At 49.6% G+C, this 15,828-nt stretch carries 18 protein-coding genes; 9 read left to right on the forward strand and 9 right to left on the reverse strand.

What is annotated here, in order from left to right; translation table 11 throughout:
- Positions 1–10 precede the first annotated feature (10 nt).
- The 6 genes from tca_RS05395 to tca_RS05420 form a co-directional block, all read right to left on the reverse strand.
- Positions 11–436, reverse strand: a complete 426-nt coding sequence (locus tca_RS05395) for a hydrogenase iron-sulfur subunit (RefSeq protein WP_010876760.1) — start codon at positions 434–436, stop codon at positions 11–13.
- Positions 437–606: 170 nt separating this feature from the next.
- On the reverse strand, positions 607–2,124 hold the full coding sequence (gene hmdC / locus tca_RS05400) for a 5,10-methenyltetrahydromethanopterin hydrogenase cofactor biosynthesis protein HmdC (RefSeq protein WP_286708658.1): 1,518 nt from the start codon (positions 2,122–2,124) through the stop codon (positions 607–609).
- Positions 2,125–2,240: 116 nt separating this feature from the next.
- On the reverse strand, positions 2,241–2,651 hold the full coding sequence (locus tca_RS05405; protein ID WP_010876762.1) for a hydrogenase iron-sulfur subunit: 411 nt from the start codon (positions 2,649–2,651) through the stop codon (positions 2,241–2,243).
- Positions 2,652–2,702: 51 nt separating this feature from the next.
- Positions 2,703–3,851, reverse strand: coding sequence for a Coenzyme F420 hydrogenase/dehydrogenase, beta subunit C-terminal domain (locus tag tca_RS05410; RefSeq protein WP_286709236.1), 1,149 nt, complete (start codon positions 3,849–3,851; stop codon positions 2,703–2,705).
- Entirely contained in the window at positions 3,847–4,878 is a 1,032-nt protein-coding gene (locus tca_RS05415) for a formate dehydrogenase (RefSeq protein WP_286708659.1), read from the reverse strand. The genes tca_RS05410 and tca_RS05415 overlap by 5 nt, the downstream gene beginning before the upstream one ends.
- A 3-nt stretch (positions 4,879–4,881) precedes the next feature.
- Positions 4,882–5,241: a hypothetical protein gene (locus tca_RS05420; protein ID WP_286708660.1), complete on the reverse strand. Its 360-nt coding sequence runs from the start codon at positions 5,239–5,241 to the stop codon at positions 4,882–4,884.
- A 625-nt stretch (positions 5,242–5,866) separates the two neighbouring features.
- Here tca_RS05420 and hmd point away from each other — a divergent pair.
- The 9 genes from hmd (at position 5,867) to tca_RS05465 (ending at position 13,275) form a co-directional block, all read left to right on the forward strand.
- Positions 5,867–6,901, forward strand: a complete 1,035-nt coding sequence (hmd, locus tag tca_RS05425; RefSeq protein ID WP_286708661.1) for a 5,10-methenyltetrahydromethanopterin hydrogenase — start codon at positions 5,867–5,869, stop codon at positions 6,899–6,901.
- 104 nt (positions 6,902–7,005) lie between these two features.
- Entirely contained in the window at positions 7,006–8,037 is a 1,032-nt protein-coding gene (hmdB, locus tag tca_RS05430) for a 5,10-methenyltetrahydromethanopterin hydrogenase cofactor biosynthesis protein HmdB (RefSeq protein ID WP_286708662.1), read from the forward strand.
- A gap of 14 nt (positions 8,038–8,051) precedes the next feature.
- Positions 8,052–8,522: a DUF3236 domain-containing protein gene (locus tca_RS05435; protein WP_286708663.1), complete on the forward strand. Its 471-nt coding sequence runs from the start codon at positions 8,052–8,054 to the stop codon at positions 8,520–8,522.
- Between the two features lie 81 nt (positions 8,523–8,603).
- Entirely contained in the window at positions 8,604–9,380 is a 777-nt protein-coding gene (locus tca_RS05440; protein WP_286708664.1) for an SAM-dependent methyltransferase HcgC family protein, read from the forward strand.
- Positions 9,367–10,071: a Nif3-like dinuclear metal center hexameric protein gene (locus tag tca_RS05445; RefSeq protein WP_269889638.1), complete on the forward strand. Its 705-nt coding sequence runs from the start codon at positions 9,367–9,369 to the stop codon at positions 10,069–10,071. Before tca_RS05440 ends, tca_RS05445 begins: the two co-directional genes overlap by 14 nt.
- Positions 10,072–10,109: 38 nt before the next feature.
- Positions 10,110–10,763, forward strand: coding sequence for a hypothetical protein (locus tca_RS05450; RefSeq protein ID WP_286708665.1), 654 nt, complete (start codon positions 10,110–10,112; stop codon positions 10,761–10,763).
- Positions 10,760–11,233 (forward strand): FeGP cofactor biosynthesis protein HcgF family protein, encoded by a 474-nt coding sequence (locus tag tca_RS05455; protein ID WP_048175718.1) that lies wholly within the window; start codon positions 10,760–10,762, stop codon positions 11,231–11,233. Before tca_RS05450 ends, tca_RS05455 begins: the two co-directional genes overlap by 4 nt.
- A 72-nt stretch (positions 11,234–11,305) precedes the next feature.
- On the forward strand, positions 11,306–12,061 hold the full coding sequence (sufC, locus tag tca_RS05460) for a Fe-S cluster assembly ATPase SufC (RefSeq protein ID WP_048175719.1): 756 nt from the start codon (positions 11,306–11,308) through the stop codon (positions 12,059–12,061).
- Positions 12,043–13,275, forward strand: coding sequence for a SufD family Fe-S cluster assembly protein (locus tag tca_RS05465; RefSeq protein WP_048175720.1), 1,233 nt, complete (start codon positions 12,043–12,045; stop codon positions 13,273–13,275). Before sufC ends, tca_RS05465 begins: the two co-directional genes overlap by 19 nt.
- A gap of 114 nt (positions 13,276–13,389) precedes the next feature.
- Here tca_RS05465 and tca_RS05470 read toward each other — a convergent pair whose 3' ends face one another.
- Genes tca_RS05470 through tca_RS05480 form a run of 3 tightly spaced genes read right to left on the reverse strand, consistent with a single transcriptional unit; the run spans position 13,390 to position 15,728 of the window.
- Complete coding sequence (locus tca_RS05470) at positions 13,390–13,656, reverse strand: PRC-barrel domain-containing protein (protein WP_048175721.1); 267 nt, start codon at positions 13,654–13,656, stop codon at positions 13,390–13,392.
- The gene (locus tca_RS05475) at positions 13,610–14,242 is read right to left on the reverse strand and encodes a TIGR00454 family protein (RefSeq protein WP_048175722.1); all 633 of its coding nucleotides are present in this window, start codon (positions 14,240–14,242) and stop codon (positions 13,610–13,612) included. The genes tca_RS05470 and tca_RS05475 overlap by 47 nt, the downstream gene beginning before the upstream one ends.
- A 1-nt stretch (position 14,243) precedes the next feature.
- Positions 14,244–15,728, reverse strand: a complete 1,485-nt coding sequence (locus tca_RS05480; RefSeq protein ID WP_048175723.1) for a methanogenesis marker 14 protein — start codon at positions 15,726–15,728, stop codon at positions 14,244–14,246.
- Between the last annotated feature and the right edge of the window lie 100 nt (positions 15,729–15,828).

Consider the following 15,828-nt stretch of genomic DNA (forward strand, 5'->3'; position numbering starts at 1 on the left):
GAAATCCTCCTTATGCTTCAGCTAGCTGTTTTTTGATTGGTGATGGGCCAAGGTCCTTTATCCTGTTAACCATCATCTTAACTGTTTCAGCGAATTTTTCACCCTCTGATGCTGATATCCAGTCGTGGTGGATCCTTTCCCTGCCGATTCCAAGCTCATCTGCCAGTTTGTAGATCAGCCTCATTCTCCTGTCAAGCTTGTAGTTTCCTGCGTCGTAGTGGCAGTCACCATGGTGGCATCCTGTTACAAGGACACCGTCAGCGCCTTCCCTGAATGCCTTGAGAACGAACTGTGGTTCTATCCTTCCGGAGCACATCACACGGATAACCCTAATGTTTGTAGGGTACTGCATCCTTGCTGTTCCCGCAGTGTCGGCTCCACCGTAGGAACACCAGTTACAACAGAACATCACAATTTTTATGTCATCTTCAGCCATAGAGTTTCCTCCTTGCTTTTGGATCGTACTATAATTGTACTTGGTATATGGTTTAGGAGTGGTAAGTATAAAGGTTACTTATGAAACAATTTCGAAAATTTTATATGTGTGGTTAAAATTTTTATTATTTTTAATACCACTCCCCTTCCACCAGAAGGCTCCTATGAAACCTACACAAGCGTCACCGTGTCCCTGAATTTTCCGGAAATTTTTGCAGATATCTGGGGGATGGTGGTGGACACTATCGATGAATCAGCCGAACTGTAGGCGCCCTCATCATCAGAATTTCCCGGGTGAACATCTGTCCTTAGCTCTGATCTCAGATTATCAACCGTCACCTGCTCAACCCATGGGTCCCTGTCCACAATGACGAATTCATCCACAAGGCCATCCAGTTTATCTGCAATAACCCATGAGACGAACCTTGCACCGAATATGGCCACCCTTCCATGGATATCACCATCCTCAGCCATTTTCACAAGTGCATTCACATCCCTCTTCACCTCCACCCTCTCATAGAGAGGTGTTGATGGAAGGCATGCCCAGTGGGCGTCGCCAACGTAGGTGTAACCCAGGGTCCGTGGATAAACGTTTTCTGTTCCTGAAACCTTCACAGCCGCTGCCAGAGCCTCCAGCTGGGCCTTCTGTATGGGTACCGGTGTGAGGCCGGATTCAACCTCCTCCCTCATTATTTTCATGACCCTTGGAAGCCCGAATTTACCCCTCCTGGCTGTGCCTGGAGTGTATCCGCACATGTAACCATGATGGTTCTTCGGGAATCCTGTTATGATTGCATTGAGGCCCGCCCTGAGGCCTATACGGCACTCATCCTCGTATGCACCGTTTGTTGCAACTATCTTTCCGGGGGTGAGTATCCTTGCCGCTGCAACTGCCCCTGCAAAGGCATCCAGACGGTCCCCTGCAAGGTTAAAGGGGCCCCCCTCAAGGACGAATACATCGACACCCATCTCAAGTCCTGCCTCGAAGCCTGATATGAGGTCATCGTATCCATCCCCAACGAACATTATGGCCTCAACGCCCTTCCCATGTTTTCTGGCAAGTTCCAGAACTTCCTCAGCCTCCTCGAGGGGTGCTGCGTGGGTTTCAGCCCCCTGTACGGGTGTCAGGTTAACTGCAACAGAGGATGACAGTTCAACCCATTCTTCCCTGTCAGGTAGCCCCTCCTTTTCCCTGTCAAGGAGCCTTGCATGTATTCTCTCCCTTGGACAGCCCTCGAAGGGCGGGCCTTCAAGGTAGCACTGGCCGCCGCACCCGGTTATGGATCTGGGGAACCTCATTGGCCCGTATCTTCCGAAGTGGTCAAGGTCCAGGGGCACCTCCGTTGTTTCCCTCACCTCCCTCATGAGTTCCACGGGTCTCATGCCATAGCTCTCGGCTATATCTGCAAATGCATAGGCGCATACATGTATGGTTGCACCTATGGTGTCAGAGAGCATACAGTTTCCCATGAGGTCAATCTTTTCAAGGTCAGAGGCACAGGTACCCACAATGAGCTCTGTGAGATCACAGCCCAGGGGAAACCTCTTGAAGGTTGCTCCAAGTTTAATCTTATCCTCCCTGGATAGGTCAGAAACAGCATCCACGACCTCTGTAACATCCCTGTCCATTTTAATGATCTCCCAGGCTGTACCCGGGTTATCCACAGCTTCCCTGATTAGTTCATGCATATTGTTTCACCTTCAAAGTCACTGTAACTCAGTATGGAAGGGATGCTAATTTAAGCTTTGATAAAAGTGGTGGGTTAATAAAAATGCAGGGAATGGGTTCAGATTTTAATACCCCTTTACTTCCCTGCCCTCCTGAGGGGCCCCAGTGACTTCACCGTTTCATAGAATTCCTTCATCGTCTTCTGGAACTTCTCGCCCTCTGATGCTGATATCCACTCCCACCTGAATCTCTCCTTCTCAATGCCAAACTCCGGCAGTATATCCTCAATGAACTGGGCCCTCCTCTTCCACTTGTAGTTCCCAGAATCATAGTGACAGTCCCCTATGTGACATCCACCAACAAAGACTCCGTCTGCACCGTCACGGAAGGCCTTCAGTATCATGGAGGCATTGACACGACCGGAGCACATCACCCTTATTATTCTGACGTTTGGAGGGTACTGCATCCTCGCTGTTCCCGCAGTGTCGGCTCCACCATAGGAGCACCAGTTACAACAGAATCCCACTATCTTTGGCTCGAAACTCATACCATCACCTCAGAATCCCACTATCTCTGGCTCGAAAATCACCATCAAACTCTAATCCTTCTCTCCACTGTACATTGGAGGTAGCTCTTCACTCACACCTGCTGTGAAACCTGTTCTGTCACGGTATTTCCTCTGTATTCTGTGGTAGATCCTTGCGATGGGGATGTCCATGGGGCAAACATCCTCACACTGTCCGCAGTTGATGCAGCTGAAGCCCATATGGGATAGTCTCACACCCTGGAAGGTCAGGGGGTCAGGTGACTTTTCATCTGACTCCAGGAGGTAATCCTTCTCAAGTTCGCATTCCCTGCAGAAGCATATTGGGCACACATCCCTGCATGCGAAGCAGTTGATGCAGCGTTTCCAGTATTCTTCCCATTCATCCAGGGAGGGGTACTCATCCTCCAGATGCCTCTCCTGGAACTTCCTGGCCATCTTAATCATGGTATTTTCAATTTTCTCCCTGATCTCTATCATCTTCGCCGGTGGCTCTTTGACTTCGAGGTAGCCCCCCCTGCGGGCCCCCTCGATGATTTCCTCGCCCCGATCTGTGTTGACCTCGATGAAGGTCCATCCCTCCTCTGCACCCCAGTTTCCACAGGCAATGTCTGCATTCCTGGGCACCATCAGCTCGCATCTCTGGCAGTTTTCCCTTCTTCCGAAGCCCTCCTCCTCAAGGTAATCGATTGATATTTCCTTATGACTGCCATCCTTTAGTTCGACTATGAATTTTCCCTTATCTATCTCCTCTCTGACAACGTCATCAGGGTCTATTTCATAGAAGGTCTCTATCATTTCCCTGGCGGATACCGGGCTGAGGGTGCCCCCACAGTTCAATCCTATCTTGTATACCCTACCAGGGTCAATCTGATGTCTCTTTTCAAGTTCCCTGATGGCCATTGCATCGCAGGGTTTCACAGCCACTGCCAGCCTCATATCATTCAGGTACCGTGATATGAGGTCTCCGAACATGGTCGGTGCACAGTGAAGTGAACCGCAGGTTGATACGATCTCATCTGAGTCCTCCAGGAGGATCGGGATTCCATCGTAGATATCATCTCCCCTTTCAAGTGTCAGGACTCCGTCCACGATCTCCTCATCAAGCATGTATTTGAATATGGCGGTTACTGCTCCGCCGCACTCTCCCCTTTTCTGAATTTCCTCATCGGTGGCCCTTGCAAGAATGTATTTCATTTCAATCACCCAGCCTCTCGAGTATTCTGTCAAATATTTCACCGTCTGTGAGAACCCCCTCAGGTTCCGGTATTGCAGGTTCCAGTTTTACAGTATGTCCTGTTGCACCTGTGTATGAGCCCCCCTTTTCACACCAGGCAGCGGTTGCAAGAAAGATGTCAGGAACTGCACCTGAAGTTTTTATTGACTGGAGGGCGAATGATCCCTTAACATCCAGGGGTTCTGCAACTGCACCCGGGTCAATGAGCCACAGGGATTCAATTTCTTCATGGTCACGGATGGGTGGTATGTGCTGCATCACACCCCTGGTGTTGAAGTCCTCAAATACGGGCAGAACCGCAGCCCCTGTTTCAGCTGAGGTCTCAAGTACATCGCCTATTACATCAGGGATTTCAGCTGTAATCATTATGAGGTCTGCTGGAAACTCCCTGAGTTTATCTAGAAGATCTGAATTATCTGAAAAGGTGGTGTGGGAGCTGGAGTTCATGGCCGTCCTTGTTATCTCCCTCCTATCGTACGATCGGACCTCTGCACCACCATCCATCGCCTGGAACATCCTCCTTGCGAGGAGGGGTGCGCAGTTCATGACGTCACCAATTACTGCAATATTACCATAGTTCCTTATTTTCCTCACATCTATTTCTGGATAATCGAATTCTGGGAACACGGTTATAAGACCGTATTTTTTTACATCAACTCTTTCTATGATTCTTTTGAGTTTAGCTGCCTCCTCATCTGTCAGGGTGCCGGTTGTGAGTATGGCTGTCTCCGGTGATGAGATCATCTCTGTGAGTCCATCAAGGACCTCATCCCAGGCTGCACCCTTGAGGTTCCCTGATTTTTTAACTGCAGGGGATGTTATTCTAGCCTTTACTGGAATCTCATAGCATTCCCTTCCACTTCTGCATGTCTTCCCCTCGTTTATGATGTGCCTCTTGTAGGGGTAGGTCCCCACCGGGGATCCATCAATCTCTATAAGGTTCACCCCACATCCTGCGCTGCATGAGGGGCATACTGTGTGTTTCACCATCATTTTCTACACCTCCAGATTCTTTACTTTTCTCTGAAACTCATCGATGCTGACAAGTTCATTCTGAACACTTATCGTCCTGTCACGTGTTACGTTGAAGAGTTCAACCATGATCTTCAGTCCAGAGTCAAGGAGAACTTCTGATAGGTTTTCCGGGAGTTTCTCGGAGTTCTCAAGGACAACCTTTCCTTCTATTTTAAAATTTAAGGGTATTCCATTGAGAGATTCCACATAGAATGTGTATCCAACCGAATTCTTCTCGAAATTTGTGTAGTCAATTTTCCAGTCCATGTCAAGGCTCAGGGTACACGATTTTGGATTTTTTCCAGGCCGAAAAAGTCCAATTTTATGAATCTGAATCTCCATGCTTTCACCACAACCTCCAGTTTTATCGTGTTTGTCATAATTATCTGCTAACAAGTATTACATATATAAATGTTCCTAAAATTTAAAAGACATCTGAACCATTATAATTACATAAAAATCTCAAAAAACCGTAATTTTAATCATTTAACCGTTTTAAATCAATAATAATTTAAAATTATGGCCATGCGACCCTAATAGATCCCCAGTTAATATTCTGGCAGGAAATTATAATTCATAATAAATGCTTAGTTTTTAATATTTAACCTGGTTTGTACTCTGATCTCTCAGAACAACCAGCACCATGCCATTACAGAGTTAAGGGCAGCCTTCCAGTTAGGATCAGTGGATTGAAGCAACCCAGCCACAGGTCCCTGATATTAATATCTTAATAATTTTGATTATTTTCATATAATTATTATGCGGGTCCTGGATGGCAACGGCTTCCCAAAGGAGGATGAAATGAAGACATGGCTTAAATTGGCTTACCCTGAAATTGCCAAAGCTGAATAAATTCTCTTTATAAGTTTTTTGGTTTGAAAATTATCAAAAAATATATTTATAGTGGAAACCGATTAATCTGTACTACTAATAATATGAGTAGTATTACAGAAATGGAGTGATAGATATGAAACTTGCAATACTAGGTGCAGGATGTTACAGGACCCACGCGGCCAGTGGAATAACAAACTTTTCCAGGGCCTGTGAGGTCGCTGAAATGGTTGGAAAGCCAGAAATAGCCATGACCCATTCCACAATAACAATGGGTGCAGAACTAAAGGAACTTGCAGGTGTTGATGAAGTCGTCGTTGCAGACCCTGTATTCGACAACCAGTTCACCGTTATAGACGACTTCGCCTATGAGGACGTCATAGAAGCCCACAAGGAGGACCCTGAAAAAATAATGCCACAGATCAGGGAAAAGGTCAACGAAGTCGCAAAGGAACTTCCAAAACCACCAGAAGGTGCAATACACTTTACACACCCTGAAGACCTTGGATTCGAAATAACAACAGATGACAGGGAAGCTGTGACAGACGCAGACTTCATAATGACCTGGTTCCCAAAGGGTGACATGCAGCCAGACATAATCAACAAATTCATAGACGATATAAAACCAGGCGCCATCGTCACCCACGCCTGCACAATTCCAACCACCAAGTTCTACAAGATATTCGAAGAGAAACACGGCGACCTTGTAACCAAACCTGAAACACTCAACGTAACATCCTACCACCCAGGTGCCGTACCCGAAATGAAGGGCCAGGTCTACATTGCAGAGGGTTACGCCTCAGAGGAAGCCATAAACACCCTCTTCGAACTCGGACAGAAAGCAAGGGGCAACGCATACAGGCTACCAGCCGAACTCCTCGGACCTGTATGTGACATGTGCTCAGCCCTCACAGCAATAACCTACGCTGGTATACTGTCCTACAGGGACTCAGTTACACAGGTACTCGGCGCACCCGCAGGTTTCGCACAGATGATGGCCAAGGAGTCACTTGAACAGATAACAGCCCTTATGGATAAGGTTGGAATAGACAAGATGGAAGAGAACCTCGACCCCGGTGCACTTCTGGGTACAGCTGACTCCATGAACTTCGGAGCATCAGCAGACATACTCCCAACCGTCTTCGAAATCCTCGAGAAGAGGAAAAAATAAACCTGGGAAAATCCCAGAAAAATTTATTTATTTTTTTATCCAAGTAATTTTTACACTTCAATTTACTGACTTTTCAATCCCAAGCAGCTGAAACTGGTGTTAAATTGATAGATAAAATACTGAAAAAGGCGGCAGAAGGGTACCAGCTCCAGGATGGAGAGGTTATCCAGTTATTCAGAATAAGAAAATCCAGGGATCTTGCCAGTCTCATGAAAACAGCCTTCAATATAATGCGTGAGAACCGTGGGTCTGTGAAGCTGACATCCACGGTGCACATAACAAACATGTGCCAGGTCAGGCCACGGTGCGGTTACTGTGGATTTGCTGCAGGCACATCAAAAAATGGTTACTATAACTCATTCTTCAAAACTGATGATGAGATCCTTGAAGCCGCCCTCATAATAGAGGAATCAGGAATACCCAGGGTCAGCTGCTCAGGTGCCCACGGATTCAATGGTGAGCATGCCGTGAAGGCTGCCAGGATAGTTAAGGAGAACACATCACTTGAACTCCTCATAAACGTTGGATCTGACCTCAACAGGAGTGCCACAGAGAAACTTGCAGACTACGGGACAGACACTGTATGCTGCAACCTTGAAACCACCAACAGGGAACTTTTCAGCAGGGTTAAACCCGGTGAGAGAATCGAGGATAGGATCAGGGTCTGTGAAATGGTTTCTGAGGCAGGTATTGAGCTCTCAAGCGGTCTCCTCATAGGTCTTGGTGAAAGTTACGCTGATCGCCTGGAGCACCTTAAGTTTCTATCTAAATTTGAAACCCTTGGTGAGATACCCATAATGGGATTCAACCCCTACCCTGGCACTCCAATGGAGGAACATCCGCCCTGCCCCCTGAGTGAGCAGATGAAGACCATAGCCATTACAAGGATCCTCTACCCTGACATAAGGATAACGGTTCCAACACCCACAATAGGGCCCGAGAATGTCAGGTTTTCCCTGATGGCCGGGGCCGATAACCTTGCAACTGTTATACCGGACGGCTACCCCCATGACGTTAAGGGTGTGGGGTCCCCCCGCTACGGGAACCTCAGGGACGTCCTGAAGGTTGTGAAGGAAATGGGACTGAGGGCCCAGTTAAAACCTGCCCCCTCAGCCGAGGGAGTGGCTCTGCTCTGATTGGGGGTGTTGAAATGCTTGAGGACCTCATAGGTAAAGCCTACCTTGAATCTGCAGAGGACAGACGCCGCGGTGACAGAGCTGAAGAGGTTGAGGCCATAAGGGAGTACATAAGGAGTGCCCGCAGGACCGTGGTCCCCAACTGGAATGCTGAGAAGGTTGATGCAATAAACGATGTCCTCAGAAGTTTCAATCTGCGGGAAGCCAAACACCTTCAGTTCAACACCAACTGGGCAGACCTCACCAGGATGCCAGCAGTCACAAAGGCCCTCATGGCGCTGGACATCTCAGGTGCGGACCTTGTAATTGCCAGGGGGAGGCTCGGGGTCCCTGGTTCAGGGTCCCTCCTCGTTATAATGGACTCCAGGGGGCGCCTGCTATCTGCAGCCATGTCCCCCCCACATGTAATACACAGCATGGAAGTGAGAGAGGCTGTGAGGTCAGAGATGACCCATGCACTTGAGAGGATAGGGTTTAAAAGATAAAGGCCCCATCAAAGAACAGCAGAGAAAAACAGGTCCATAAACAGTATGAACCACAAAGAACTAAAAAACAGCTGATCAAAAATGAAACCCCCTGAAACAGGCATAACAGAAACCGTGAAGACCTTCTTCTCATCCCTCACAGTTGGTGACATAGTAAGACGGATATCCCATCTCAAATCCTCTGCAGTCACTGGGTGGCTCGATGATGCCAGATTTGAACCTGAAAATGCCCTGATTATAGGATCCTACTTCACAGGCGCCGCAATCTCAGGCGCCCTTGACTGCAGGGTTACAGTTGCAGATATAAACCCCCAGACACGTTTCCTCCTTAGGGGAGATGTGGACTTCCGGGAGGGTATTCATGGACTGGATGGTGACTGGGACCTCATAGTTGATACAACCGGCATTGGTGGTGTAACCCCTGAGGAGCTCTCAGGTTTCACTGCAGGGGCCTTCATCGTTGAGGACCCGACCTCTGATGGCAGTGATGAAACAATAATGGGCTACAACAGTACCGCTGAACGGCTTGAGGCGGTTGAAGCAGATCTGAAGGCGTCACTCCGCACCCTTGGACTCGGTGCCAAGACCTCGGGCACAATGACCCTCACAGTCGAGGTTCTTCGAAGGTCAATGGCCGATGCCCTTGAATGTAGAGGAGTACTGTATGCAACCGCAACCCTTAGGTTCTTTGAGAGGATCCTCTTCAGAGAGAGGGACCCTCAGGGCTTCCTCAGGGCCCTTGAATCACCTGCCCTTACTGTATCGTCCCTGGGGGATATCAGCTGCGATGAGATACTTGAGGGGAACCTTGGAATGATAAGGTCGGAGGTTACAGAAGAGGACGGTGATAACAATTAGAATAGACTCCCTTATCGAATTGATGGATAGGGTTGCCCCCCCTGAACTTGCCCTCCCGGGTGACCGGATAGGATACCATGGCCCTGAAATCGAGGTTGAAGCTGTCCTCGTCCTCATGGATTACCTTGAGGATGTCGCTGTGGATGGCTACGACCTCCTGGTCCTCCACCACCCCCCTGAGGTTGAACCCCCCATCCCCTACCTCACAGTCCACTCCAACTGGGACGTTGCCGATGGAGGTGCCTGTGACGCCCTGGCAGATGCCCTGGGACTGGATGTTGAATCATTCCTTGACCCTGATACAGGTGTCGGCCGCATATGTAGGGCTGATCTATCCCTTGAAGAGCTCCTCGAAAGAACAGGGGTTCTTAATCCTGAGACCCTGCGGGTTGTTAATCCCCGTGAATACGTGGACAGGGTCGCTGTGGTTTCTGGCTTTGGACTCTCAGATAAATCACTCATAATGAGGGCCTGGAGTGAGGGTGTATCGGCGTACCTTTCAGGTGACCTCACCCATGGACCCGCCATCCTCGGGAGGAACATGGACCTGACACTCATAGATGCAGGTCACCATGCGACCGAGATGCCCGGTCTCCACAGACTCCGTGAGGTCATTGAGGATTTCGGGGTCATGGCGGAACTCCTGGATACTGGCACCCCCTGGAGTGAGTACAGGGCCGCCTACATTTAGGTACATGGAACGCATGAACTTAAGGGAAAGAGCAAAAAATGGCGGTGATATTATTGGAGATCTCTGAACTTGAAGGGAAAAAGGCCCCCCGTGGGGAGGTAACCCTCGTTGGTGCCGGCAGGCTGGGGCTTCGAACAGCCCTCAACCTCATGCAGATACACAGGGGAGGCCCCGAGAGAATAAATGTGATTGATGGTCAGCGCGTATCTGCCGATGACCTCATATTCCGCCTCATGGGTGCCACGCCCGGCGAGTACAAGGTGAAGTTCATTGAATCACTTGCAACCCCTGGCTTCTCAAGGACGGTGAGGGGCATCCCCGAGTACATAGACCAGGACAACCTCCACCTCCTCGGGGGAGATGTTGTCTGTGTTGAGATTGCAGGTGGTGATACACTGCCTGTGACTGCAGAGATAATAAAGTACGCCCAGAAAATGGGTTGCGCCACCATCAGCACCATGGGGGTGTTCGGGATAGGTGAGGAGGATGTGAATGCCATCAGTATAGAGGAGGCTGATCCCGGGAACCCCATAGTGGAGTACCTCCTTGATGAGGGCGTCACTGACCACCTGCTTGTGGGGACAGGAAAACTGATAAGGGACTGGGAGCCAGTAACTCCATACGTCCTTGACCGTGTATCGGAGGTTATGACTGCAGAGATACTCAAACTCCTCAGGAGGAAACTCGGATGATAAGGGTTGCGACTGCTGAGTGCTTCACCCATGGATTCGTTGCAAGGGAGATACACGCCTACTCCATGGGCTACCCTGGAGGCTACAGCTGGAGTGTGGACTCAGATGTGGTGCTGGTGGCAGGTCTCTTCATACCAACCCTCTCAGGTATACGGAGCATCCTCAAATTTGAACCCCCTGAACCCTCAGCCACCCTGAATGACATCAAGGTCTACACTGAAGAGGAGGATGAGAGGGTGGCCCTCATGATGGCAAGATCCGTGAGGGAGCTCACCTCCGCAGATCTGGGTATAGGTACTACCGCCGGTATCGGAAGGGGCGGCATTGCAGTTGTCTCAGAAAACAGGGAGGAGGTCATAAACTCCGATGTTGAAGCGGACCTCAGGTTCTCAGGGGCTGAGGAGATCCTCAGGAGACAGAGATCCGGTATACGGTGCGCACTTGAACTCCTTGAGTCCTTCCTAGAATAGGATTGCCATGGGAATCTATTTATTGTATCCTACGAATAATTTATTAAAAGGAAGAAATAGGTGGTGGTTTAACTGCTTCTTGAAATAACCGACCTTGCGGTTGAGGTTAGCGGAAAACAGGTCCTCAAGGACATAGACCTCTACATCGATAGGGGGGAGACACATGTCCTTCTCGGACCCAACGGTTCAGGTAAGAGCACCCTCTTCATGACGATTCTGGGTTTTCCAAAGTACAAGGTTACAAATGGTCAGATACTCTTCAAGGGTGAGGATATAACCGATCTGAGCACAACAGAGCGTGTGAGGATGGGTATAGGTGTCAGCTTCCAGAACCCCCCTGCAATAAGGGGTGTGAAGCTCATGGACCTCCTCAAGGTTGAATCTGGTATGGAAACAGAGGAAGAACTGACACCCGAGCTGCGGGGACTTGCAGCCAAGATGAAATTCGATGAGAGCTTCCTTGAGAGGGATGTAAACCTTGGATTCTCAGGTGGTGAGGTTAAGAGATCCGAGATCCTCCAGTTAATGGCCCAGAAACCTGACTTCATAATGTTCGATGAACCGGATTCCGGTGTTGACATTGAGAATGTGGAGCTCCTGGCGGAGGAGATCAACGTGCTCCTTGACAAGGACAAGAAACCCGGTCTGAGGAGGAAGTCAGGACTCCTAATAACCCACCTGGGATACATACTGAACTTTGTAAGCGCTGATACCGCCCATGTGCTCATGGATGGCAGGATAGCATGTTCAGGGAATCCACAGGAGATAATTGAGGATATAAGGAAGGACGGATTCAAGGGGTGTGTTGAATGCTGCGGGATACACTGAAGAAGGCTGAGAAGGCCAAGGAAAAGAAGGCCCTCTACGGTGAGGACATCGACCTTGAAAAATTCATAAAGGAGGAGGCCGGTGAACACGAGGAGGTGACAAGGGCCAAGGAGGTCCCCAAGGAGGTCCAGGAGACACTCCTGAGGGTCGGTGTTGACCCTGAGGAGAGGGAGAGGGCAGGTACCTTCATACAGGTTGACCAGTCAGGCATCTGCACAACCTGCGCCTCCGAGTCAATAGAAATCATGGGAATGAATGTCGCCCTCGATAAGTACAGCTGGCTGAAGGATTACATGTGGAAGGCAGTTGCCGTTGACACCGACAAGTACACCGCCACCACAGCCCTCAGGGAGGCTGAGGGTGAAATGGGTGGTTACTTCATAAGGTCAAAGCCGGGTGCACGTGAGGTGTTCCCCCTCCAGGCCTGTATGTTCATAGGTGATGAGAGGGTTATGCAGACCGCCCATAACATCGTAATAGCCGAGGAGAACTCTGAACTTCACATAATCACAGGCTGTGCAACCGGAGAGGATGTGAGCTCAGCCCTCCATGTGGGTGTATCCGAGTTCTACCTCAAGAAGGGTGCCAGGATAACCTTCACCATGGTCCACAACTGGGCAGAGCAGGTTGAGGTGCGCCCCAGGACCGGTATAATGGTGGGTGATGACGCCACCTACATAAACAACTACATACTGACAAGCCCCGTGAAGAGCATCCAGTCCTATCCAACAGCCTACTGTACCGGTGAGAACTCAAGGGTCGTCTTCCAGTCCATCCTTGGTGGTCAGAAGGACTCTGTGCTTGACATGGGCTCAAGGGTCATACTTGAGGGCAGGGGATCCAGTGCCGAGATGGTCTCACGTGCTGTCTCCAAGGACTCATCACAGATATATTCAAGGGGTCACCTTGCGGGGCGGGTCCCTGAGGTTAAGGGTCACCTTGAATGCCACGGTCTTGTGCTCTCAGATGACTCAATGATATACGCTGTCCCTGAACTTGAGGGTAGCGCCACTGAACTCGAGATGTCCCATGAGGCCGCTGTCGGTAAGATAGCCGAGGAGGAGGTCATGTACCTCACCTCAAGGGGTCTTACCGAGGAGGAGGCAGCATCCATGATTGTGAGGGGCTTCCTGAGTATGGATATAACCGGCCTTCCACCCGAACTTGCGGCTGAAACCAAGAGAATGCTGGATATGAGCCTCAAGGGCATGTAAATCCAGCGAATTTTTTTATTTTTGGGTAATCCTGGAACTTCTTTAACTGAAAGAAAAGTACAAGCCTCTACTCTGAGGATATAACCCTGGAAGGATAATTAGAGGAAAAAATAGTTATTCTGAGATTATTATGAATTCACCGACCTTTTCAACCTTCCCGAATGGTACCAGGAGGTAGTCGCCCTTCTTCTTGGCCCCCTTGACTGTCACGTTTCTACCACTGTCCACCTTGATAACCACGTCGGTTATCTTACCTGTTTTATCGTTGATTATGAGTTCTTCAAGCTCCCCCAGGATGCGTGCATTGTTGGTGGCGACCTGGTATCCCTTTATCTCACTCCAGTACTTCTCTTCCCCTTTTATGAGCTTCTTCTCTTCCATCAATCTCACCTAAAATCTTCTCCAGAACCTTCAAATCCCTGCAGCTATTTATGTTAACCGCGAGCTCCAGCATGGAAGCCTCAAGGATCCTCTGTTCTTGTACTCTGTTTTTACTCATTAATATATTTACCCCGCAGGGTACTAATCCATCCAGGGACCCTGAGAAATCAAGTCCATGCCTTCTGCACAGGTCCTCTGGTACTGCGACACACATGGCAGGTTCCGGGCATGAATGGTAGCTGGCTATTATCCAGTCAATGGTTGATGGCCTCACAAGTGGGAGGTCAGAGTTGATGACAAGGAGGGGCTCATGGTATGAGTCCTCAAGGTGTGAGAGAACCTCCCTGAGATCCTCCACATAACCTCCACCCGATGCTCTGAATATGGGGTGCCTTCCCCTAACATGATCCTCTGTCAGGGGGGTGTGTGGGCTTGTTACCACGATTATCCCATCAACACCGGTGGCAGACTCCAGGGCCTCGAGGACATGGTCTATCATGGGTCGTCCTGCTACCTCAAGGAGGGGCTTTTCACAGTCGATAGCTAGCCTTGTGCCCCTTCCACCTGCCATTACAAGTGCCATCATCCTATTCAATCCATTTATCTTCCTTTCTTGACTGCAACTTTCTCCTCATTCCGAGGATGCACGGGCCGTTCTGCCTTCCTCCCAGGGGGGTGTGGGGTGTCCCCATGGAGTTCATGCACCTTGCCATGACCGCTGCACCCATGGCCAGGGCATCTGAGACAAATATACAGTCCCTGAATCGGTCCTTCACATATTCAAGTATTAGACTGGGCTTTGTGCCTGTAATTCCGGCCCTGCCTGTGACACCGAGGACCGAACCCTCCTCAATGACACCCTCCTCGAAGGCCTCATCTATGAGCCTCTTTGCTATGAGTGCGCTGACATGGTCCAGTGTTGCAAAGAGGGTGTGTATACCATCCTCCTGGTATATGCTGTGACCGATTTCTGTTAGTTCAGGGAGCTTATCACCATTTTTACCTGCGTCACATCCTATGAGTGTGGTGCCTGCGCTGTAGGCGGCCTCTGTATCCACGGGGACCGTTCCGAATCTTTTTCTGTTTGCAGGGACCTTCCGGATGTCGATTATTTCATCATGTATCCTCTCGGCATGCCTCCTGGCCTTCTTCCAGTCGGCCCCCTTGAGGATGGATTTCTTGTAGAGGTCCAGTGCTGCTCCGCCCCTGCAGTCCACCATCTCGGTACCCCTGATTATGGCGTCCGGTATTGCGCCTGCAAGTCCGCAGAAGTTTCCAACGGTCCTTGCGTAGGGTTCATCTGCATTGACTATTCGGCCTGCCAGGGTTGTTCCAAAGTCCAGGGAGACGCAGGGGTTCCTGTAGTCCACATTTGTCCACTTTGAACCGACCTTGATGCCTGCTGTTACAAGTTCTCCCTCCATCTCGTTTGCAACAACCTCCCTGCCCGTCGGAGGTATAACGCTTGCCACTGCACCGTCGAATATTACACGGTCGAGGTAGCAGAATTCTCTGAGGCGTTCGGGGATGTTTTCCTTTGAGAGGGCGGGCGCCATCTTCCTGGGAGGTATACCTGCTGCAAGGCAGCCGTCTGCCAGGGCTATTATGAGTTTACCCACCTCCTCGGGTGACCCGAAACCTGCTGTTACACCGGTGGATCTTACAACAAAGTCGAGGTCCCTTTCAATGTCAACCTTTGCCCTTCTGAGGGATTCAAGTATCGTGTCTCTTACAAGTTCGGAGACAGCCTCCTTTGTGAGCTCAACACCCCAGACTGTCTTGCCAAAGACCTCCTCTCCCTCCCGTGGGGGTCTTATGTCACGGGTCATCTTGACGGTCTTGTCAAGGAGGTAGGTCCTGCTGGTGTTGAGGTTGGTGGCTGTGAGGATGCACTTTGTTGTTGTGTTGCCGAGCTCCACTGAGGCAACAATGTAGTATACATCCGGGCGCATTGAGTAACCTGACCCCACCGTCTTCTTGGTAAAGGGTGCTGTTTTAGTATCCTCTATTGTTATGAATCTGCTTTTTGCTATAATGGGCTTGGGACCGAATAATCTGCTCAAAAATGACAAATGATTACCCCCTGATTTAATGTAATATTGTATCTGGGGAGTTAATATAAATCTTATGAATAGGGCCAGATGAAAAAGAATAAAAGGTTTAAAGGGGATC

It is taken from the genome of Methanothermobacter sp. EMTCatA1, from assembly GCF_002356395.1.
Classification (GTDB): domain Archaea; phylum Methanobacteriota; class Methanobacteria; order Methanobacteriales; family Methanothermobacteraceae; genus Methanothermobacter; species Methanothermobacter thermautotrophicus.